The organism is Hymenobacter cyanobacteriorum, from assembly GCF_022631375.1.
GTDB lineage: Bacteria > Bacteroidota > Bacteroidia > Cytophagales > Hymenobacteraceae > Hymenobacter > Hymenobacter cyanobacteriorum.
In genome coordinates this window covers 22,721-40,870 of sequence record NZ_JALBGC010000004.1, presented here as the reverse complement: position 1 = coordinate 40,870, position 18,150 = coordinate 22,721, and the positions used below count along the sequence as shown (strand labels likewise).

Annotated in this window: 10 protein-coding genes; 5 read left to right on the top strand and 5 right to left on the bottom strand. The window is 64.8% G+C overall.

The annotated features are described in order from the left end of the window. Positions 1-166 precede the first annotated feature (166 nt). The gene (rpoN, locus tag MON38_RS14340) at positions 167-1,756 is read left to right on the top strand and encodes an RNA polymerase factor sigma-54 (RefSeq protein WP_241936873.1); all 1,590 of its coding nucleotides are present in this window, start codon (positions 167-169) and stop codon (positions 1,754-1,756) included. A gap of 183 nt (positions 1,757-1,939) precedes the next feature. Next, a complete protein-coding gene (locus MON38_RS14335) occupies positions 1,940-4,759 on the top strand; it encodes a response regulator (protein WP_241936872.1) in 2,820 nt (939 codons plus the stop codon). Positions 4,760-4,856: 97 nt separating this feature from the next. Here MON38_RS14335 and MON38_RS14330 read toward each other — a convergent pair whose 3' ends face one another. Continuing rightward, complete coding sequence (locus tag MON38_RS14330) at positions 4,857-7,487, bottom strand: T9SS type A sorting domain-containing protein (RefSeq protein ID WP_241936871.1); 2,631 nt, start codon at positions 7,485-7,487, stop codon at positions 4,857-4,859. An 84-nt stretch (positions 7,488-7,571) separates the two neighbouring features. Continuing rightward, a complete protein-coding gene (locus MON38_RS14325; RefSeq protein WP_241936870.1) occupies positions 7,572-9,599 on the bottom strand; it encodes a hypothetical protein in 2,028 nt (675 codons plus the stop codon). Between the two features lie 333 nt (positions 9,600-9,932). Here MON38_RS14325 and MON38_RS14320 point away from each other — a divergent pair, with 333 nt between their 5' ends. After that, on the top strand, positions 9,933-12,038 hold the full coding sequence (locus MON38_RS14320) for an OmpA family protein (RefSeq protein ID WP_241936869.1): 2,106 nt from the start codon (positions 9,933-9,935) through the stop codon (positions 12,036-12,038). Between the two features lie 74 nt (positions 12,039-12,112). Here the strand turns inward: MON38_RS14320 and MON38_RS14315 are convergent, their stop codons facing one another. From MON38_RS14315 to proS, 3 genes are all read right to left on the bottom strand, one after another. After that, on the bottom strand, positions 12,113-12,460 hold the full coding sequence (locus MON38_RS14315) for a DUF4844 domain-containing protein (protein WP_241936868.1): 348 nt from the start codon (positions 12,458-12,460) through the stop codon (positions 12,113-12,115). 279 nt (positions 12,461-12,739) lie between these two features. Next, positions 12,740-13,159 (bottom strand): DUF4844 domain-containing protein, encoded by a 420-nt coding sequence (locus MON38_RS14310; RefSeq protein ID WP_241936867.1) that lies wholly within the window; start codon positions 13,157-13,159, stop codon positions 12,740-12,742. 176 nt (positions 13,160-13,335) lie between these two features. After that, entirely contained in the window at positions 13,336-14,811 is a 1,476-nt protein-coding gene (gene proS, locus MON38_RS14305) for a proline--tRNA ligase (RefSeq protein ID WP_241936866.1), read from the bottom strand. Positions 14,812-15,074: 263 nt separating this feature from the next. Between proS and MON38_RS14300 the strand changes: the two genes are divergently transcribed. Continuing rightward, positions 15,075-16,403, top strand: a complete 1,329-nt coding sequence (locus MON38_RS14300) for a hypothetical protein (RefSeq protein WP_241936865.1) — start codon at positions 15,075-15,077, stop codon at positions 16,401-16,403. Positions 16,404-16,480: 77 nt separating this feature from the next. Then, positions 16,481-18,076 carry an OmpP1/FadL family transporter gene (locus tag MON38_RS14295; RefSeq protein ID WP_241936864.1) on the top strand — a complete coding sequence of 532 codons (1,596 nt, stop codon included), beginning with the start codon at positions 16,481-16,483 and terminating at the stop codon, positions 18,074-18,076. Positions 18,077-18,150: the final 74 nt, after the last annotated feature.

Genomic DNA, 18,150 nt, shown 5'->3' with positions numbered 1-18,150 from the left:
AGCGGATGAATCGGCAAAGGTAGAGCCGTAGCGTGGACTCTACGAGTCCGCGCATTGCAGAACGTTTGCCCGGGCGCGGATTCGCAGCGTCCACGCCACACCAACTTTTCGGGCTCAACCGTAGTAAAAACGACTGCCGCCGCCGGCTTTCCGTACTTTCGCCATTATGCAACGCCTCGACCTTAAACAGCTCCTTTCGCAAAAGCTTAGCCCGCAGCAGATTCAGTTTATCAAGCTGCTGCAAATCCCCACGGCGGAGCTGGAAACCCGCATCAAGGAGGAAATGGAGGTGAACCCGGCCCTGGAAGAGGACGAGCCCGACGACACCGAAGAGCTGGAGCGCGACGACAGCGACGACGCGGACGATGACGACCCCGATGCCAGTCTAGATAACGACGAAAATACGCTGGATGAGGACTTTGAGGACCGCAGCAGCAACGATTCGGAAATGGCCGACGAGATGCCGGAGCCCGAAATCCAGCCCAAGGACGACAGCCCCGCCGACGAAGCTGCCCCCGACAACACCGACCTCGACCTGAGCGACTACCTCAACGACGACGAGATTGCCGGCTACAAAATGCAGGGCGACGGCCCCGGCGAGGAAGAGGAGCGCGACACCCCGCTGGCCGATACCAGCGGCTCGCTCCTGGATTCGCTGCTCGACCAGCTGCACTTTGCCGACCTCGACGAGCGCCAGGAAGCCATCGGCCAGCAGCTCATCGGCTCGATTGACGGCGACGGCTACATCCGACGCGACCTCTCGGCCATTGCCAACGACCTCGCTTTTTCGCAGAACCTGGAGGTGACGGTGGCCGAGATTGAGGCCGTGCTGCGCGTGGTGCAGCAGTTCGACCCGCCCGGCATTGCCGCGCGCGACCTGCCCGAGTGCCTGCTGCTGCAGCTGGAGCGCCGCCCGCAGGACGAGAACACCGTGAACGCCGAGCGCATTCTGACCGACACGTTCGACGAGTTCAGCAAGAAGCACTACCCGCGCATTCAGCAGAAGCTGGATTTGGAGGATGACGAGCTGAAGGAGGCCATTGGCGTGATTCTGAAGCTGAACCCCAAGCCCGGCGGCAGCGGCCCCAGCGGCCTGGGCAAGACGCAGTACCTGATGCCCGACTTCATTCTGACGAATGACAACGGCATCTTCAACCTGACCCTGAACGCCCGCAATGCCCCCGAACTGCGCGTGAGCCCGGCCTACACCGAGATGTTCCGGACCTACGACAAGGCGGCCAAGAAGGACCAGAAAATGAAGGAGGCCGTGACCTTCGTGAAGCAGAAGCTGGATTCGGCCAAGTGGTTTATCGACGCCATCCGGCAGCGCCAGAACACCCTGCTGCGCACCATGAACGCCATTGTGGAGCTGCAGCGCGACTTCTTTGCCGAAGGCGACGAGGGTAAGCTGAAACCGATGATTCTGAAGGACATTGCCCAGCGCATCGGCATGGATATTTCGACCGTGAGCCGGGTGGCCAACTCGAAGTCCATCCAGACGGAATTTGGGATTTACCCGCTCAAATACTTCTTCTCCGAAGGCATTGCCACCGACTCAGGCGAGGATGCCAGCAGCCGCGAGGTGAAAAGCATCCTGAAGGAGCTCATCGGCAAGGAAAGCAAGGAGCGGCCGCTCAGCGACGACAAGCTGGAAAAGATGCTGAACGCGCGCGGCTATAACATTGCCCGCCGCACGGTGGCCAAGTACCGCGAGCAGCTGAACATTCCGGTGGCCCGGCTGCGCAAGGAGTTGTAGGGTTTGGTTATAGCTGATTTGGAAGAACGTCATGCTGAGCTTGTCGAAGCATCTCTGCCGCGCAACGCAATTCAATCGAATGGATTACTCTTGCGGTAGAGATGCTTCGACAAGCTCAGCATGACGTTCTTTATATCCCTCTCATAGTCCGCCGCCCCTAACGCACCAGCTTTCCCACCCGCTTTGATACCTACCGACCATCTTCCTTCCGACGCGGCGGCTCTGCGCGCGCTCTACCTGGCCGAGCGTGCCCGCCGTGAACAGGCCGAAGAGCTGGCGGCGCAGCTGCAGGGCCGCGCCCAGGTGCCCGAGCTCAACCCCAACCCCGTGCTCCGGCTCGATGCCGGCGGCACGCTGCGCTACGCCAACGCCGCCGCCACGCCCATTGTGGCCGAGCTGCAGGCGGTCGGGCCTTCGCGGCTGCGCTCGCAGCTGCTGCAGGCGGTGGGGCAGGCATTGCGACAGCGGCAGCCCGGGCAGCACAGCATTGCGGCCAACGGGGCACTGTATGTGCTGGCGGCGGTGCCCATTGCAGAAGATGACTCGGTGCTGCTATTCCTAACCGACGTGACGGCCCAGCGGCAGGCCGAGCAGGCCGTGGCCGACCAGCGCGAGTTCTACGAAACCATTATGGCCCACCTGCCGGCCGTGGTGACGGTGCTGGGCCCCGACGAGCATTACCGCTACGTGAACCCCTACGCCGAGCCCGACCCGGTGCGGCGGCGCGCGCGCATCGGCCGCACATTTGCCGAGCACTGCGCAGCCCGGGGCCTGCCGCCCGAAGTGGCGCTGCGCCGCCACCGGCTGTTCGAGCGGGCGGTGAGCACGCGGGCACTGGTGAGCTGGGAGGAGCGCTGGCCCGGCCCCGACGGTACGCCCATGCTCTACTGGCTGTGCTACTACCAGCCCATCTTCGGGGCCAACGGGGTGCTGCGCATGGTGGTGTGCTACGGCTTCGACATCACAACCCGGCGGCTGGCCGAGGCCCGCACCCGCCAGAGCGAAGCCCAGGTGAAAGCCCAGCAAACCTTCACCGAGCAGGTGCTAGACCTGGCCCCCAACCTGATTTACGTGCGCGAGCAGTACCAGGCGGGGCACCAGAGCCGCATCATCTTCCAGAACCGCACCATGGCCGCGCTGCGCGACCGCCTGCTGCACCTCACCGGCTCCGACTCGCTGGACGAGGCCCTGGAGGCCGACGACATCCGGGCGGTGGCCGCAGCCGACGAGCAGGCCCTGCGCACGGGCCAGCCCGTGGCCAGCGAAGACCGCATGCTGCTGCCCACCGGCGAGGAGCGGTGGTACCAGAGCGTGCGCTGCCCCATCACGATGGCCGACGGCACGGTGTGCATTCTGGGCGTGAGCAACGACATAACCGATTTGAAGGCCGCGCAGCACGTGGCCGAAGCCTCGGCCGTGGCCCGCGAAAACTTCCTGGCCAACATGAGCCACGAAATCCGCACGCCGCTGAACGGGGTGCTGGGCATGACCGGGCTGCTGGCCAAAACCTCGCTCAGCGAGCAGCAGCGCAACTACACCGACATCATTCAGTACTCGGGCCGCCACCTGCTGAACGTGGTGAACGACGTGCTCGACATGGCCAAAATCACCTCGGGCAAGCTCGAGCTGGAGCAGCGCGTGTTCAACCTCTGCGATGCCACCGGGCAGGCCGCCGAGCCGCTGGTGCTGCAGGCCGCCGAAAAGGGCATTCGGGTCATCGGCACGCGCCTGCGCGACTCCTGCCCCCTGCCCTGGGTGGTGGGCGACTCCTACCGCATCAACCAGATTCTGCTCAACCTGCTGGCCAATGCCATCAAGTTCACGCCGGCGGGCGGCACCATCACGGTGGGCAGCTTTTTGGTGAGCGAAACCGCCGACACGCTAACCGTGGAGTTTCGGGTGACGGATACGGGCATCGGCATTGCCCCCGACAAGCTCGACACCATCTTCCAGGAATTCACCCAGGCCTACGCCGACACTACCCGGCAGTTTGGCGGCACCGGCCTGGGCCTGAGCATCAGCCGGGCGCTGGTGACGCAAATGGGCGGCCGCCTCACGGTGCAGAGCCAGGTGGGCCAGGGCAGCTCCTTTGCCTTTTACCTCACGCTGCCCAAGGCCCCCGCCCAGCCCGCCGAAACCCCGCCGCCCCAGCCCGAAAACACCGTGCGCGGCCGCCGCGTGCTGCTGGTGGAGGACAACCCGGTGAACCGCGAAGTGGCCCTGCTGCTTCTCGAAAGCCACGGCGTGCTGGTAGACGAGGCCGGCAGCGGCCTCGAAGCGCTGGAGCTGTTCGAGCAGCACCGCTACGATGCCGTGCTGATGGATATTCAGATGCCGGGCATGAACGGCCTGGATGCCACCGCCCGCATCCGGGCCCACGCCGATGCGGCGCGGGCAGCCACGCCCATCCTGGCCCTCACGGCCAACGCCTTTCTGGCCGATGCCGAAAAGTACCTGGCCGCCGGCATGAACGACACCCTGCCCAAACCCTTCGACGAAGCCGAGCTGCTGCGCAAGCTCGCCGGCCTGATTGCGGGCACTACGGGCGCGCTACCGGGCCTGGGAGCCCCCGCGCCGGCCGCACCGCCGCGCCGGCGGCGCGCCCCCCGCCCCCCGGCGGCGGCCCGGCCCGGGGCAGCCGCACCGCAAACAGAGCCGGCTGCGGCCCCGGTGCCCTTGTTCGACCTGACGCTGCTGCGCCAGACGGCCCACGGCAACGCCACGTTCATGAACCGGGTGCTCACGTCCTTCCACACCAACACGCCCGGCAGCGTGGCCGAGCTGCGCGCCGCCCACGCCGCCGCCGACTGGCCCGCTGCCGCCGCCCTGGCCCACAAGCTGCGCCCCTCGCTGCGCCTGCTGGGTGCGGCCACCCTCACGCCCGGCCTCGATGCGCTGGAAGCTGCCGCCGCGCCCGATGCCGAGTTGCAGCAAGCGGCCGAAGCGCTGGCCGCGGGCCTGGAAGCGCTGCTGGCCGAACTGCCGCGCGAGGTGGTAGTATAAAAGTAATCCAGCGCTTTCTCCGCTTCTGCGGTACCCGCCCGCCATCCGGCCGCTCCATTGAACCCCGGCAACACCGGGCGAAACGGCCGGCTCCGGACTACTCCAGCACCACGCGCCGGCTCACGGGGCCGGTGGCATAATCTACGCGGAGCAGGTACACGCCAGCGGGCAGAGCGGCGGTATTCACCGTGCACTCGGCCGTGGTGAGGAGTTGGGTGAGCACGCTGCGGCCCAGGGCATCGAGCAGCTGCACCTGGCGCGGGTGCGCTTCGGCGGCCAGTGCCAGGTGCAGTTGGCCGCGGGCCGGCACCGGCCAGGCCTCGGTGCGGGCCAGCAGCGGCTGCGGGCCCGCCACGGCCAGCACGTTGGCATCGCGCAGGCGCACCAGGCCGTGGTAGGCCTGCCCGCCGGCGGCGGTGAACGCCCCGACGGCCACAATCGCACCGTCGGGCTGCACCAGCATATCGGCCACGACCATCTGCGGGCCACGCGTGGGGTCGAACGAGGAATCGAAGGCGCCGGTGGCCAGCAGGCGGCCCAGCCCCGCTTCGTAGGGCATCTGGCCGGCCGGCGGCGTAGTAGGTTGCACAAAGTAGCCCCCAACCAGTACGCGGCCGTTGGCCTGCACCAGCAGTTTCGACACCCGGCTTACCGGGAGCCCAAGGCCACTGTAAGGGTATCCTCCTGAAAAGCTGTTATCGGGCGTGCCGTCGGGCAGCAGGCGCACGGCCAGGCGGGCCGTACCACCACTGGAGGAGTACATCTCGCCGCCGAAATACAGCCGGCCGGCCGCATCCTGAGCAAGCGTTTTAATCTGGAAAACCTCGCCGCCAGTATAGCCGGTGTATAGAAAGGCCGGGTCGAGGCCACCGCCGGGTAGCAGGCGCAGCAGGCGGGAATATCCCGCGACGCTGGCCCGCCGGTAGGCCACCACCAGGTTGCCGTTGGGCTGCACAAGTACGTCTTCTACGCTGGCAACGGTGCTGGCCGTATCAGCCCGCAGCTGAAAGGTGGCATCGAGCTGGCCGGTAGCGGCATCCAAGCGCACAATTTTGGTGTGGCTGGGGCCGGCCCGCAGGTTGCCGGCCACCAGCACCGCCCCGCCGGGCAAGGCCACCACCCGCTGCACCACGTCGGCCGGGCCGTAGTAGGGCGAAGAAGCGTTGCTAGCACGCGTAAGGGCCGGGGCGAAGGCGGCATCGAGGGCCCCGCCCGGCAGCAGGCGGGCCAGGCCCGGGCGCGCGGCAGGGCCCACCCCCAGAAAGCGCCCGCCCAGCAGCACCTTGCCGTCGGCCTGCAGCGCCATGGTCGTCACTTCGTCGTCGGCTTTGGCCGGGCTGTAGCCAAGGTCGGCGCTGCCATCGGCCAGCAGGCGGGCCACGTTGCCCACCCGCTGGCCGTTCAGCTCATCAAAGAAACCGGCCACCAGCAGCTTGCCGTCGGGCTGCTGGGCCACGGCATTAAGCCGGCCCACGGCCTTCAGGCTAGGCACGAAAGCCGCGTCGCGTTGCCCGTCGGCATTCAGCACCGCCACGCCCTGCGCGGCCGCCCCGGCCCCGGCGTAGTGGCGCAGCGGGCCGGCCAGCAGCACCTGGCCATTGGGCAGCACCTGCATGCTGGCCGGGATGAGCCGCTGGGAAAAAGTGGTGTCGGGCGCAAACGAGGCATCGCGGGCCCCGCTGGCCAGCAGGCGCTGGGGGCCAGCCACCAGGATGTGGCCATCAGGCTGCACCAGCACGGCCGACCGCACCGGCTCGGAGGGCCGCCCCATAAGGAAGCCCCGCACCGATACCTGCGCATCGAGCACGAAGCTGGCATCGCGCTGGCCGGTGGCGTCGAGGCGCACCACTCCGTTGGCTGGAGCGCCGCCCAGGCTATCGGTGGCCAGCACGGGAGCCAGCGCCGCGAGAATATGGCCATCGGGCTGCAGGGCCAGGCCCGCCACCAGGGTAGCCCGGCCTGCGCGGTCGTCAAACGTGGCATCGAGGGCCCCGGTGGGCAGCAGGCGCAACAGCGTGTGCGGGCGTTGGCCGGGAGTGGTGGAGCGCCCGCCACTTACCAGCAACTTGCCATCGGGCTGCCGCGCCAGGGCCAGCACGCCGAAGAAATTGTCGAATCCGTTATTCCCCAAGGCGGTTTGGAAGGCGGTATCGAGGCTGCCGTCAGGGTTCAGGCGCACCAGGCCGCCGGCCGGCTGCCCATTGAAGCTCGCAAAACCGCCCCCAATCACCAGCTTGCCATCGGGCTGCTCCAGCACCGCGTGGATACTGCCTCCGGCCCCGGTAGCCGTGCCCGCGCTGAAAGTAGCATCGGGGGTGCCGTCGGCGTTCAGGCGCAGCAGCACGCGGCGCGTTACCGGCCCCAGTGTCAGGCTGTAGCCTAAGTGGCTCACCACCAGCAGCTGGCCATTGGCCAGGGGTAGTACCTGCTGCACCTCGCCCGTCAACCCCTGCGTGTTGGTATTGAAAACAGCATCGGGCTGCGTGCCGCCGGCCAGGTAGCGCACCAGCGGACCGGTGGACGTTCCTTCGGCCCGCACCCAGTCGCCCAGCAGCACGCGCTTGCCATCGGGCAGCTGCACGGCCTGCCGCGCCGCCGCCGGTGCGTAGCAGCGGGTGGGCACAAGACCCGGGTCGATGGTTGGTTGCTGGGCCTGGGCCGAGGTAGCGGAAAGCAGTACAATCAGGCAGCCAGGCAGGGTAAGACGAGAAAGTAGTAAGTGCTTCATGTGGCTGTGGATGAAGGAAGAACGACGAGGCAGTCCGGGCAATACGGTCAGTCAATCCAAAGGTTAAACTCTTCCGTCCCTTTCCTACCGCCGCCCCACCCGCCACTCGGCCGCCACCTCGAAATACGGCAGCACCCGGCGCGTCTCGCGGTCCAGGTCGGCCGCGGCGTAGCTGGTGCCGTTGAAGCTGCCCTTGCCCAGCTGGTAGGCATAGTAGGTGCGCAGCCACTGCAGCCACAGGCTGGCCGTGAGGGTGAGGCCCCCGGCGCGCCGCTCGATGCCCACCTCGGGCCCCTGCTGGCGGGTGATGTTGTGCAGGTAGATGAGCGAAGTGGGCGGGCCAGTAGGCTGGTCGAGCAGCAGGGCGGCGCGGCCGTAGTTGCGCTGCTCGAGCAGGCGATAGCCCAGGCGCAAACTGGTGCTGCCGCGCGGCCCGGCCCAGCTCTGGCGGGCGCCCACGCTCAGGTCGTGCGTCACGCTGGTATCGAGCGGGCTCTCCCGAAACTGCGTCCAGTTGAGCTGGCCCACACGGTTTTCGCGGCGCTGGTAGTCGGCCAGCAGCAGCAGGCGCGGCCGCAGCTGATAGCTGAGGCTTTGCGACTGCTCGAGCACGCGGCTGGCGCGGTTGCGGGCCTGCTCAGTGGCCTGGTCGCGCACCTGGTAGCTCACCCACAGGTGGTACTGCGAGCGGATGCTCCAGCGCCCCGGGGCCCAGGTGAAGCCCGGCTCCCAGTGCAGCAGGTGGTCGGTATAGTTCTCCGCACTTAGCCCCGCCCTTATGAAGACCGTCTGCCGGTACTCGCCCGCCACCCCCAGCGTGGTGCGGAAGGCCCCGGCCCAGCGGCCCGTCCAGGTCAGGCGCAGCAGGTGCTGGGCTTCGTCGCGGGTTTGCTGGTTGTCCTTGCTGGGGGCGTCCACGCGCAGCAGCTGGGCGGTGCCTTGCAGGGCCACCGCGTGCCGGGGCGTGGGCAGCCAGGTCAGCGCGCCCTGCCACAAGGTGGTTTGCTCGGTGATGTCCTTTACCTGCTCGCGGGCCAGGGCGGCGGCCAGGCGGGCCGCGTTCAGGTTGCGCGAATTGTCGAGGTAGTACCCACGCCGCCGCTCCCGGTACGCAAAGCTGAGGCTGGTTTGCACCCGGGGCCGGGCAAAGCGCAGTTCCTGCCGGGTATCCAGCTCGCGCTGGCGGTAGCCCACATCCTGCAGGGTGTCGGCCCGCTCGCCCAGCCGCCGATATCGAAATGCCCGCGTCGGCAGAAGCACGCTGTTGTCCGAACGCAGCGTGGTGTAGGCATTGAGCCGGTAGCTGGCCCCCGCCTGCGCCAGCACCGTGTCGGACTGAATGCGCTGCACCGAGCCCAACAGGTAGTCCTCGGCGCGGTTGGTGCGGTAGCCCAGCCGGCCCTGCACCGTCAGGGCCGCATTTTCGAGAAAAGCCTGCTCGCCGGTGGCCTCGGCCACCAGCCGCTGCATGGTGCGCGGCCCCAGGCTGGCCCGGGTGCCCAGCACGCGCGCCACCAGGGGCGCGGCCGTGGCCCCGTTCAGAAAATAAATGGCGGCCGCATCGAACCCGTAGGCCAGGCCGGCATCTTGGCGGCCGTTGCGGCGGTCGGTGGCCAGGCCACCCAGCACGGTGAGGCGCAGCTGGCTCAGCGAGTCGGAGGCCAGGCCGGGGCGCAGGCGGCGCTGGTAGCCCACGCGGCCCAGCCACAGGCCGGTGCGGGTGTTATTGGCGCGGCTCTGGTCGTAGTGCAGCTGCTGGCCCACCTGCCAGTGCTGGCCGGCCCCGAGGCTGATGATGTGGGCCAGGTCGGCCCCGTAGTCTTCGCGCACGAAGGGCGGCGTGCCTCGGGAGTCATACACCCAATCGGTGCCCACGCGGTAGCGCAGCTGCTGGCGCGGCCCCAGCAGCAGGTAGCCGCGCGCGCCGCTGGTTTGCACAAAGGTGCTCACGCCCACCCGCCGCGCCCGGGCCAATAGCAGCAGCGAGGTATCGGCCCCCGCCGGCCGCAGCCCCCGAAACACCGGCCCAAACGGCGTGGCCCCCACCAGCACCTGCGCTTGGGTAGCGAGGGGCAGGCTGGCGACTAGTAGAACAATGTAGAGACGCGACACTTCGCGTCTCCGGCACCGCGCTACCGGGCCAGAACCGTTCAACGGTGCGCACGCCGAGACACAAAGTGTCGCGTCTCTACACGCAAACAGCTTCCTCGCCAGCCACCGCGCCGCTGTTCGAACTCCCGCCAAAAGCCACCGAATAATCACATTGCTTGCCCCGGCGCATTAGGCAGCCGGCGGGTTGTAGCGGGAAGGTACTACAGCGGAAGGACTGGTCGAAAAAATACTTTTTCGTTAGGTTAGCGGCTGGCAAACCCATCGAAACAACCCGGCAATTTTGTACATTTGCTTGACTACGCTTAGCCAGTACTACTTTTTGCCATTTTTGCTATGAATAATCGTCGTTTGAATTATCTGCTGGCGACTGTGCCGGTGGCCCTGGGCCTGCTGGCCGCTGCCCCGGCCCAGGCCCAGCACGTGCAATGGGCGGCCCGCCTGGTGGAGGCTTCGTCGCAGAAAGCCGAGGGCAAGGAACCCTTCGCGCCTTCGCAGGTGCTGGGTGCCCCCAACGCCCTGCCGCTGGGCGAAATCAGCAACAACGCCTGGATTCCGCGCAAGGAAGGTTCCGGCGAATTCATCGAGGTGAAATTTCTGCGCTCAGTGGCAGCCCAGCAGATTACCGTGGTCGAGAACTTCAACCCCGGCTCCATCACCAAAATCGAACTGATTGATACCAAAGGCGTGCACCACGAGGTGTATACCAACGCCAACCCCGGCCCCCTGCCCGAGCCCTCGCGCACGCTGGAGGTGAAATTTCCCGCCGCCGAGTACCGCACCATCGGCGCGAAAGTGTTCATGAACACCGGCAAGGTGGAAGGCGTGAACCAGATTGACGCCATCGGCATTGCCGACGTGGCCTCGACGATGGTAAAGCAGGCTTTCGAAGGCGAAAAAGGCCCCGAGGCCGTGAAATCGACCCAGTTTGACTCCTCGCTCGTGAACCTTGGCCCCAACGTAAACACGCGCTACGTCGACACGCACCCCGTCATCTCGCCCGATGGCCGCACGCTCTACTTCGCCCGCCAGAGCGCGCCCACCAACGTGGGCGGCGCGCGCGACCCGCAGGACATTTACATCTCCAAGCTGGTGTCGGGCAAAAACAAAACCTGGGGTCAGGCCAAGAACATGGGCGAGCCCAGCAACACCCCCGAAGACCCCAACGGCCTGGCCTCGGTATCGGCCGACGGCCGCACGGCCCTGCTCATCGGCGTGTACGAAGACGGCCTGATGGAGCCCAAAGGCTTCAGCATGAGCAAGCGCGGCGCCGGCGGCTGGAGCAAGCCCGTGAAAGTCGACATCGACGACTACTACAACAAGGACCCGCAGAACATCGACGCCTACCTCTCCACCTCGGGCAAGGCCCTGCTCATGGCCGTGGAGCGCAACGACGGCCTGGGCGGGCAGGACATTTTCGTGAGCTTCCCGAAGGACGATAACCTGCCCGGCGTGATGCACGACACGAAAAGCCAGAAGAAATGGACCAAGCCCAAAAGCCTGGGCCCCAACGTGAACACGGCCGGCGCCGACTTCGCCCCCTTCCTGGCCGCCGATGAAAAGACGCTATACTTCGCCAGCGACGGGCGCGGCGGCTACGGCAAGTCCGACATCTTCTACACCAAGCGCCTCGACGACACCTGGACCAACTGGAGCCCCCCGCGCAACCTCGGCCCGGTGGTGAACTCGCCCGACTTCGACGCCTACTACACCATCTCGGCTGCCGGCCAGGATGCTTACCTGGTGTCGTCGCGCAACGGCACGGGCGGCTCGAAGGACATTTTCCGCATCTCGCTGGCCCCCGCCTTCCAGCCCGAAGTGGTGACGCTGGTAACCGGCAAGGTGCTCGACCAGGCCACCGGCAAGCCCCTCAAAGCCATTATTCACTACGAAAACCTGCTCACGGGCGAGGAAATCGGCGTGACGGAAACCGACCCCGCCACCGGCGAATACACCATTGTGCTGCCCAGCGGCGTGCAGTACGGCTACCGCGCCGAAGCCAAAGGCTACCTGGCCGAAAACGCCAACCTCGACGTGACGGCCAAGGACAAGTACACCGAGCAGAAGCAGGACTTGTACCTTGTGCCCTTCAACGTGGGCCAGACGGTGAAGATGAACAACATCTTCTTCCAGCAGAGCCGCTACTACCTCACCACCAGCTCCTACCCCGAGTTGCTGCGCCTCATCCGCATCATGAAGGACTACCCGACGGTGGAAATCAAGCTCTCGGGCCACACCGACAACCAGGGCGACCCCGCGCTGAACCTCAAGCTCAGCCTCGACCGCGTGAACGAGGTGAAGAAATACCTCAGCAGCCACGGCATCAACGGCGGCCGCATCACCACCGAGGGCTTTGGCGATACCAAACCCATTGCCAGCAACGACCAGGAAGAAACGCGCATGAAAAACCGCCGCGTCGAATTCACCATCACCAAGAAATAATTCTGGCGATTTTCAATACAGAAAGCCCCGGCTCGCAGCACGAGCCGGGGCTTTCTGTATGGTTGATAGTCGCGTTAGTTTGAAGCTTTGAGCGGGACAGCGGGCTGCCGGGCCACGAAGGCGTCGAGGCGGCCATCGGAGTTATCAATGCCCACGATGTCCATCAGGTCGACATAAAATTCGGCTACTTCGCGGCGGGCATCGGGCGTCGTCATCAACGGTTCGAATCGTTCGAGGCCATGGTCCATAGCTTGCAGATAGGCTTCGCGGCCGGGCGCGCTGCGGGTTATCTGCACAAAATCGAAGGCGGCAATTACGAGCAGTCGGTTCAGCTCGGGGCGCGCTTCAATCTGGCTTTTAGTGGTGGCGCTGGGTTCGGCCACGTGCTTGGTGGCTTCAATAAAATCTTCGAGCCGGCTCACTACCAGGGCTGAGCCCGGACGTAGCTGTGCATGCGAAAAAAAGGCCAGGCAGCATAAAAACATGCTGCAGCAGAAGCGCTTCATAATGGTAGAAGTATAATTATCCGGCTATTTTAAAGCAATTAGGCGCAGGAAAAGCACAAAGATGGGCATAATGTTCCAAATATGAGAATAACAGGCACGCCGGGCTCCGCCCGAACGCGAAAAGCCGGCTGTTTACCGAATCGGAAACAGCCGGCTTTTCGCGTTCGGGCGGGACTCCGACGGATAATCAGGGTTCTAGCGTTGTGGCGGCGTGTTTTCGACGAAGGCCGTGAGGCGGCCATCCGAGCTTTCCAGCCCCACGATGTCGAGCACGTCCTGGAAATATTCGGCCAATTGCTGGCGGTCTTCCACCTCGGTTGCCAGGGCGTTGAGGCGGGCCAGGCTGGCATCCAGCGTTTTGAAGTAACCTTCGCGGGTAGGATTATGCGAAGCCTGGCGCAGAAACTCGGCCGAGGCGTCGACCAGCACCCGATTTAGCTTGGGGCGGGCTTCGACCGGCAGGTTGCCGCTGGTGTTGCCAATAACTACCACCGCCTGGGTTTTGCGCACCAGCTGCTCGAGGCGGGCAATGGCTTTGGCCGGCACCGGCACGGGAGTTTGCGCGCGGCCAACAACCGCAATACATAAGAGGGCGAGGAGCAGGTATGCGCGCATAACGACGGGGGGTTAAGTGAAGAAATGATGAATCATGACACAATATAGTTAAACTATTTAATATTTTCATACTAAAAAAATAAGTTAAAGGCCCCCAACTTCCACCACAAAAAAGGCCCGGCCAGACGACCAAAGTCGTCCGGCCGGGCCGGTTGCAGTTCAAGAACGGGTGCGGGCTAGTAGGCGCGGGCGAAGTAGGCGCGGCGCGGGCTGGGCTTGCCCGTCACCATGCAGATGCCTTCTTCGTCGGCCTCGTTCAGGGGCAGGCAGCGCACGGTGGCTTTGGTTTCTTCCTTGATGCGCTCCTCGGTTTCGGAAGTGCCGTCGTAGTGGGCCAGCAGGAAGCCGGGCTCCTCGTCGAGCATCCGCTTGAACTCATCGTAGCTGTCGACGCGCGTGGTGTGAGCGGCGCGGAAGCTCTTGGCGCGCTCGTAAATGTTGGTCTGGATGTCGGTGAGCAATTGGTCGACGCTGGCCACGATATCGGCCAGGGGCAGGCTCATTTTCTGCTTGGTGTCGCGGCGCACCACTTCCACCATGCCGGCGTCGAGGTCGCGCGCGCCGATGGCCAAGCGCACGGGCACACCTTTCAGCTCCCATTCGGCAAACTTGAAGCCGGGGCGCTCGGTGTCGCGCGCGTCCAGCTTCACCGAAATGCCGCGGGCAATCAGGCCCATCTGAATGGGTTTAATGCGCTCCAGCAAGGCATCCAGCTCACCGGTTTTGTAGATGGGCACAATGACCACCTGAATCGGGGCCAACTTGGGCGGCAGCACCAGGCCTTCGTCGTCGGAGTGGGCCATCACGAGGGCACCCATCAGGCGCGTGCTCACGCCCCAGCTGGTGCCCCACACGTGCTCGCGCACGCCTTCTTTATTGGCAAACTGCACATCAAAAGCCTTGGCGAAGTTCTGACCCAGGAAGTGGCTGGTGCCGGCCTGCAGCGCCTTGCCGTCCTGCATCAACGCTTCGATGCAATAGGTGTCTTCGGCGCCGGCAAACCGCTCGTTGGGGGTTTTCACGCCCTTCACCACGGGCAGCGCCATGTGCTCCTCGGCAAACTCGGCGTACACATCGAGCATCTGCCGGGTTTCGGCTACGGCTTCCTCAGCGGTGGCGTGGGCGGTGTGGCCCTCCTGCCACAGAAACTCGGCGGTGCGCAGAAACAGGCGGGTGCGCATTTCCCAGCGCACCACGTTGGCCCACTGGTTGATGAGCAGGGGCAGGTCGCGGTAGCTCTGCACCCAGTTCTTGTAGGTGCTCCAGATGATGGCCTCCGAGGTGGGGCGCACCACCAGCTCTTCTTCGAGCTTGGCGTTGGGGTCGACGCGCAGCTTGCCGGGCTTGTCGGGGTCGGTCTGGAGGCGGTAATGGGTAACTACGGCGCACTCTTTGGCGAAGCCCTCGGCGTTTTTTTCCTCGGCTTCGAACAGGCTTTTGGGGACGAAGAGCGGAAAGTAGGCGTTTTCGTGGCCGGTGCGCTTGAACATATCGTCCAGCTGGCGCTGCATTTTTTCCCAAATGGCGTAGCCGTAGGGTTTGATAACCATGCAGCCGCGCACGGCGGAGTTTTCGGCCAGACCGGCTCGTTTCACCAACTCATTGTACCACAACGAGTAATCTTCCTGGCGGGTAGGCAACTTTTTGCTCATGGGAGGCATCTTAGGGGTAATTGAAAAAGTTCCCGACTCTGGTACAAGAATTGAGTAGCACCAAGGGCACCGTTTCGGGCCCAAATTACGTTAGGAAAGCGCGGACCGCGCCACGTCTCCAAATTCGGCAGTTGGCCCCCAACCAACACCCGCCCGGCCCGGTTCTTCGCCAAATACAGCCTGACTAGTAGCTTCTTCATCCCACTTCCATCGTATAGGTTGTTACTTTACCGAAGGCTTCCTCTCCTCATTTTTTTTCAGTCATGAAAAACCTACTCACCGCTTGTTTGCCCGCCTTGGCCCTGTTCGCGCTGGGTGGTTGCGCCGGCACGTCGGCCCTTACATCGTCGGAAGACGATGGGGTCTATTATTCCTCGAAAGACCGCACCACGGCCGTGGTACAGGCCGCGCCCGCGCCAGCTTACGCCAGCGAAGAGGCCAACCCCGATTATAATGGCGGAGTCTCGTCGTCTTCGGCTCAGCAGAACAGCGGGTCGACGCAGTACTACGACAATAACTACACGTACATGCGCGGCGTGCCCGGCTACGGCGGCACCTCGGCCTATTACGGTGCTGGCCTGAACGGTTATTCGCCCTACAGCCCGTATACCACGCTTAGCTACGCACCTTTCGGCAGCATTTGCACCGGGTTTGGCTACGGCTGGGGTGGCGGGGCCTGCGGCTATTCGCCATATGCCTACGGCGGCTACGACCCTTTTTACAGCTCTTTTTATAGCCCGTATGGCTATGGCTACAGCCCTTACTACGGCTATAGCACGGGGCTGAGCATCAGCTTTGGTTTCGGGCGGCCTTACTATGGCGGCTTTGGCTACAACCCCTATAGCTATGGCTATGGCTACGGGTACTCGCCTTACTACTATGGCGGGGCCTACTACGGCGGCTATTATGGTCGTAGCGGCTACTATGGCAATAGCTACTATGGCAACAACAACGGCGGCTACTATGGCGGCGATAACCGCAGCGGCGGCCGCACCTATGGCCACCGCACCGACCGGGCTTCGGATGGTGGCTACAGCGCTGCTCCCGCCGTGGGCGCCGGAAGCGGCACAACCACTACGGGCGGCCACGGTCGCAGCGAGCGGGTGGCTGGCACTGGTGGACTGGTGGGCGACGCAGCTTCGGACGGGATGAACCGCAACCGCCGCGCCGAAGTTGCCCCTGCTGGCGGCTACAACAACCAGCCCCAGCGAATGGATGATGCCGTGCGCCCCCGCTACCGCACCATGGATGCTCCCGTAGCTGCCGACCCCAACAACGGCCGCAACCGCGCCGCTGAAATGCAGCCCCAGGGCCAACCCGCTACGGCACCGCAGGAAGGCCGCCGCCGCGGTGGCTTCTTCCAGAACGTGTTTGGTGAGCCGGTGGGCAATGGCCAGGCCGCGGAGCAACCGCGCCAGCGCACTTACGAGCAACCCCGCCAGCAGACGTATGAGCAACCGCGCCAGCGCACCTACGAGCAACCCCAGCGCAGCTACAGCCAGCCGTCGTATTCGGCACCGGCCCCGTCGTATGGCGGTGGTGGGGGTGGCAACAGCGGGGGCGGCGGGGGCGGTCGCCGGGGCCGCGACTAAGCCGCTTCCGTTATTTTCTGCAAAAACTTCCCCAGTGAGCCGGCCCGACGGCCGGCTCCTTTTCTTTCCCCCATCCCATGAAAAAACGGATTTTATGGCTTAGCCTGGCCCTCGTTGCGGGGCAGGCCGGCCACGCCTTTGCCCAGGGCGCCAGCGATGCGCTGCGCTATTCGCGCCAGCAGTTTGGTGGCCCGGCCCGCACCCAGGGCATTGCCGGGGCCAACGTGGCCCTCGGGGCCGATTTTGGCAACCTCACCAGCAACCCGGCCGGTCTGGGCCTGTTCCAGAAGTCGGAGGTTCACTTTGCGCCCGGCGTTGGCATTGGCCAGAGCGACAGCCGCCTTGACGGCGGCACGGGTGCGGCCACCAACGACAGCAAAAACAGCTTCCACGTGGGCAGCGCCGGGGCGGTGTTTGCCACCCGCAAGCCCGATAGCGAGGATGGCAACTGGCGCGGCGGGGCGCTGGCGCTGGGCTTTACCCGGCTGGCTGATTTCAACACGAGCACCTCTTACCAAGGCTCGTTCGGGCTGGAGAAGGGTTCTTTTCTGGAGCGTCTGCAACCGCAGGCCGGAGTGCGCCCGCAGAGTTACTACGATAACCTTGATGCCCAGGCCAGAGCCAACCGCTACACTTCCGATATTGGGCTGGCCTACGGGGCTTACCTGGCCAATATTTCTTCTTACCGGAGGGCGGGCGCCCAATTCGGCAAAGATTCGGCCGTGGTGTTGCGCCGACAGGGTGCCACGCTGAACCAAGGCGAACAGGTAACCAACTCGGGCTCGATGTCGCAGTTTGATATTGGCTACGGGGCCAGCTACCGCGACCGGCTGTACATTGGCGGGGCCATTGGGTTTGTGAGCTCCAACTTCACCCAAACCCGCAGCCTGACGGAATCGGACAACGACCCGGCCACCCACTTTCAGAGCCTGACCAGCAGCACGCAGCTGCGCACTAAAGGCAGCGGCTTCAATGCCCGCCTGGGCGTGATTGTGCGGGCACTGGACAATTTGCGTTTCGGCGCATCGGTGCAAACACCCACGTTTCTGCGCCTGAGCGACACATTCAGCGAAAGCCTGGTGGGCACCTTCAGCGCGACCGGTACCGACCGTGTGCCCAGCGACCTGCCGGTGGGCACGGGCCCAAAGGTTTCGCGCCCCGTCAACGACTACGACTATACCCTCACCACGCCTTTCCGGGCCAATGGCGGGGTGGCGCTTACGCTGGGCAAGCACGGCTTCCTCACGGGCGATGTGGAATACGTGGGCTACCAGCAGGCGCGCCTGCACAACGACCCCAACGGCGCCAATGGCGACGACTACTCGTTCACCGATGAGAATGCCGATGTTCGGCGCCTCTACCGCAACACCGTGAACCTGCGCTTCGGGGCCGAGGGCCGGTTTGATGTGTTCCGGGTGCGGGCTGGCTACGCCCGCTACGGCGACCCCTACCAGGCCGATGCCAACAACGAGCGCGCCCAGAATTTTTACACGGCCGGCCTGGGCCTGCGCCAGGGCAGCTTTTTCCTCGACGCGGCAGGCGTGTATTCGACTTTCAACCAGAGCTACAACCCTTACCACGTGTACGACAGCAAAGGAGTCGATATAGCACCGCTTATTAAAACCAACGCCAGCCGCTACACCACCACCGTAACGGCGGGCCTGATTTTTTAGCCGTAAGCAAACGCCATTGAGCGGCCCGGGAGCCATTGTGCCGCCTGCAGCCACAACGCATAAAAAAGGGCCGC

Coding starts and splice junctions, on each gene's coding strand:
- rpoN (WP_241936873.1), top strand. CDS start 167: ATGCAACGCCTCGACCTTAAACAGCTCCTTTCGCAAAAGCTTAGCCCG.
- MON38_RS14330 (WP_241936871.1), bottom strand. CDS start 7,487: ATGAAGCACTTACTACTTTCTCGTCTTACCCTGCCTGGCTGCCTGATT.
- MON38_RS14320 (WP_241936869.1), top strand. CDS start 9,933: ATGAATAATCGTCGTTTGAATTATCTGCTGGCGACTGTGCCGGTGGCC.
- MON38_RS14310 (WP_241936867.1), bottom strand. CDS start 13,159: ATGCGCGCATACCTGCTCCTCGCCCTCTTATGTATTGCGGTTGTTGGC.
- proS (WP_241936866.1), bottom strand. CDS start 14,811: ATGAGCAAAAAGTTGCCTACCCGCCAGGAAGATTACTCGTTGTGGTAC.
- MON38_RS14300 (WP_241936865.1), top strand. CDS start 15,075: ATGAAAAACCTACTCACCGCTTGTTTGCCCGCCTTGGCCCTGTTCGCG.
- MON38_RS14295 (WP_241936864.1), top strand. CDS start 16,481: ATGAAAAAACGGATTTTATGGCTTAGCCTGGCCCTCGTTGCGGGGCAG.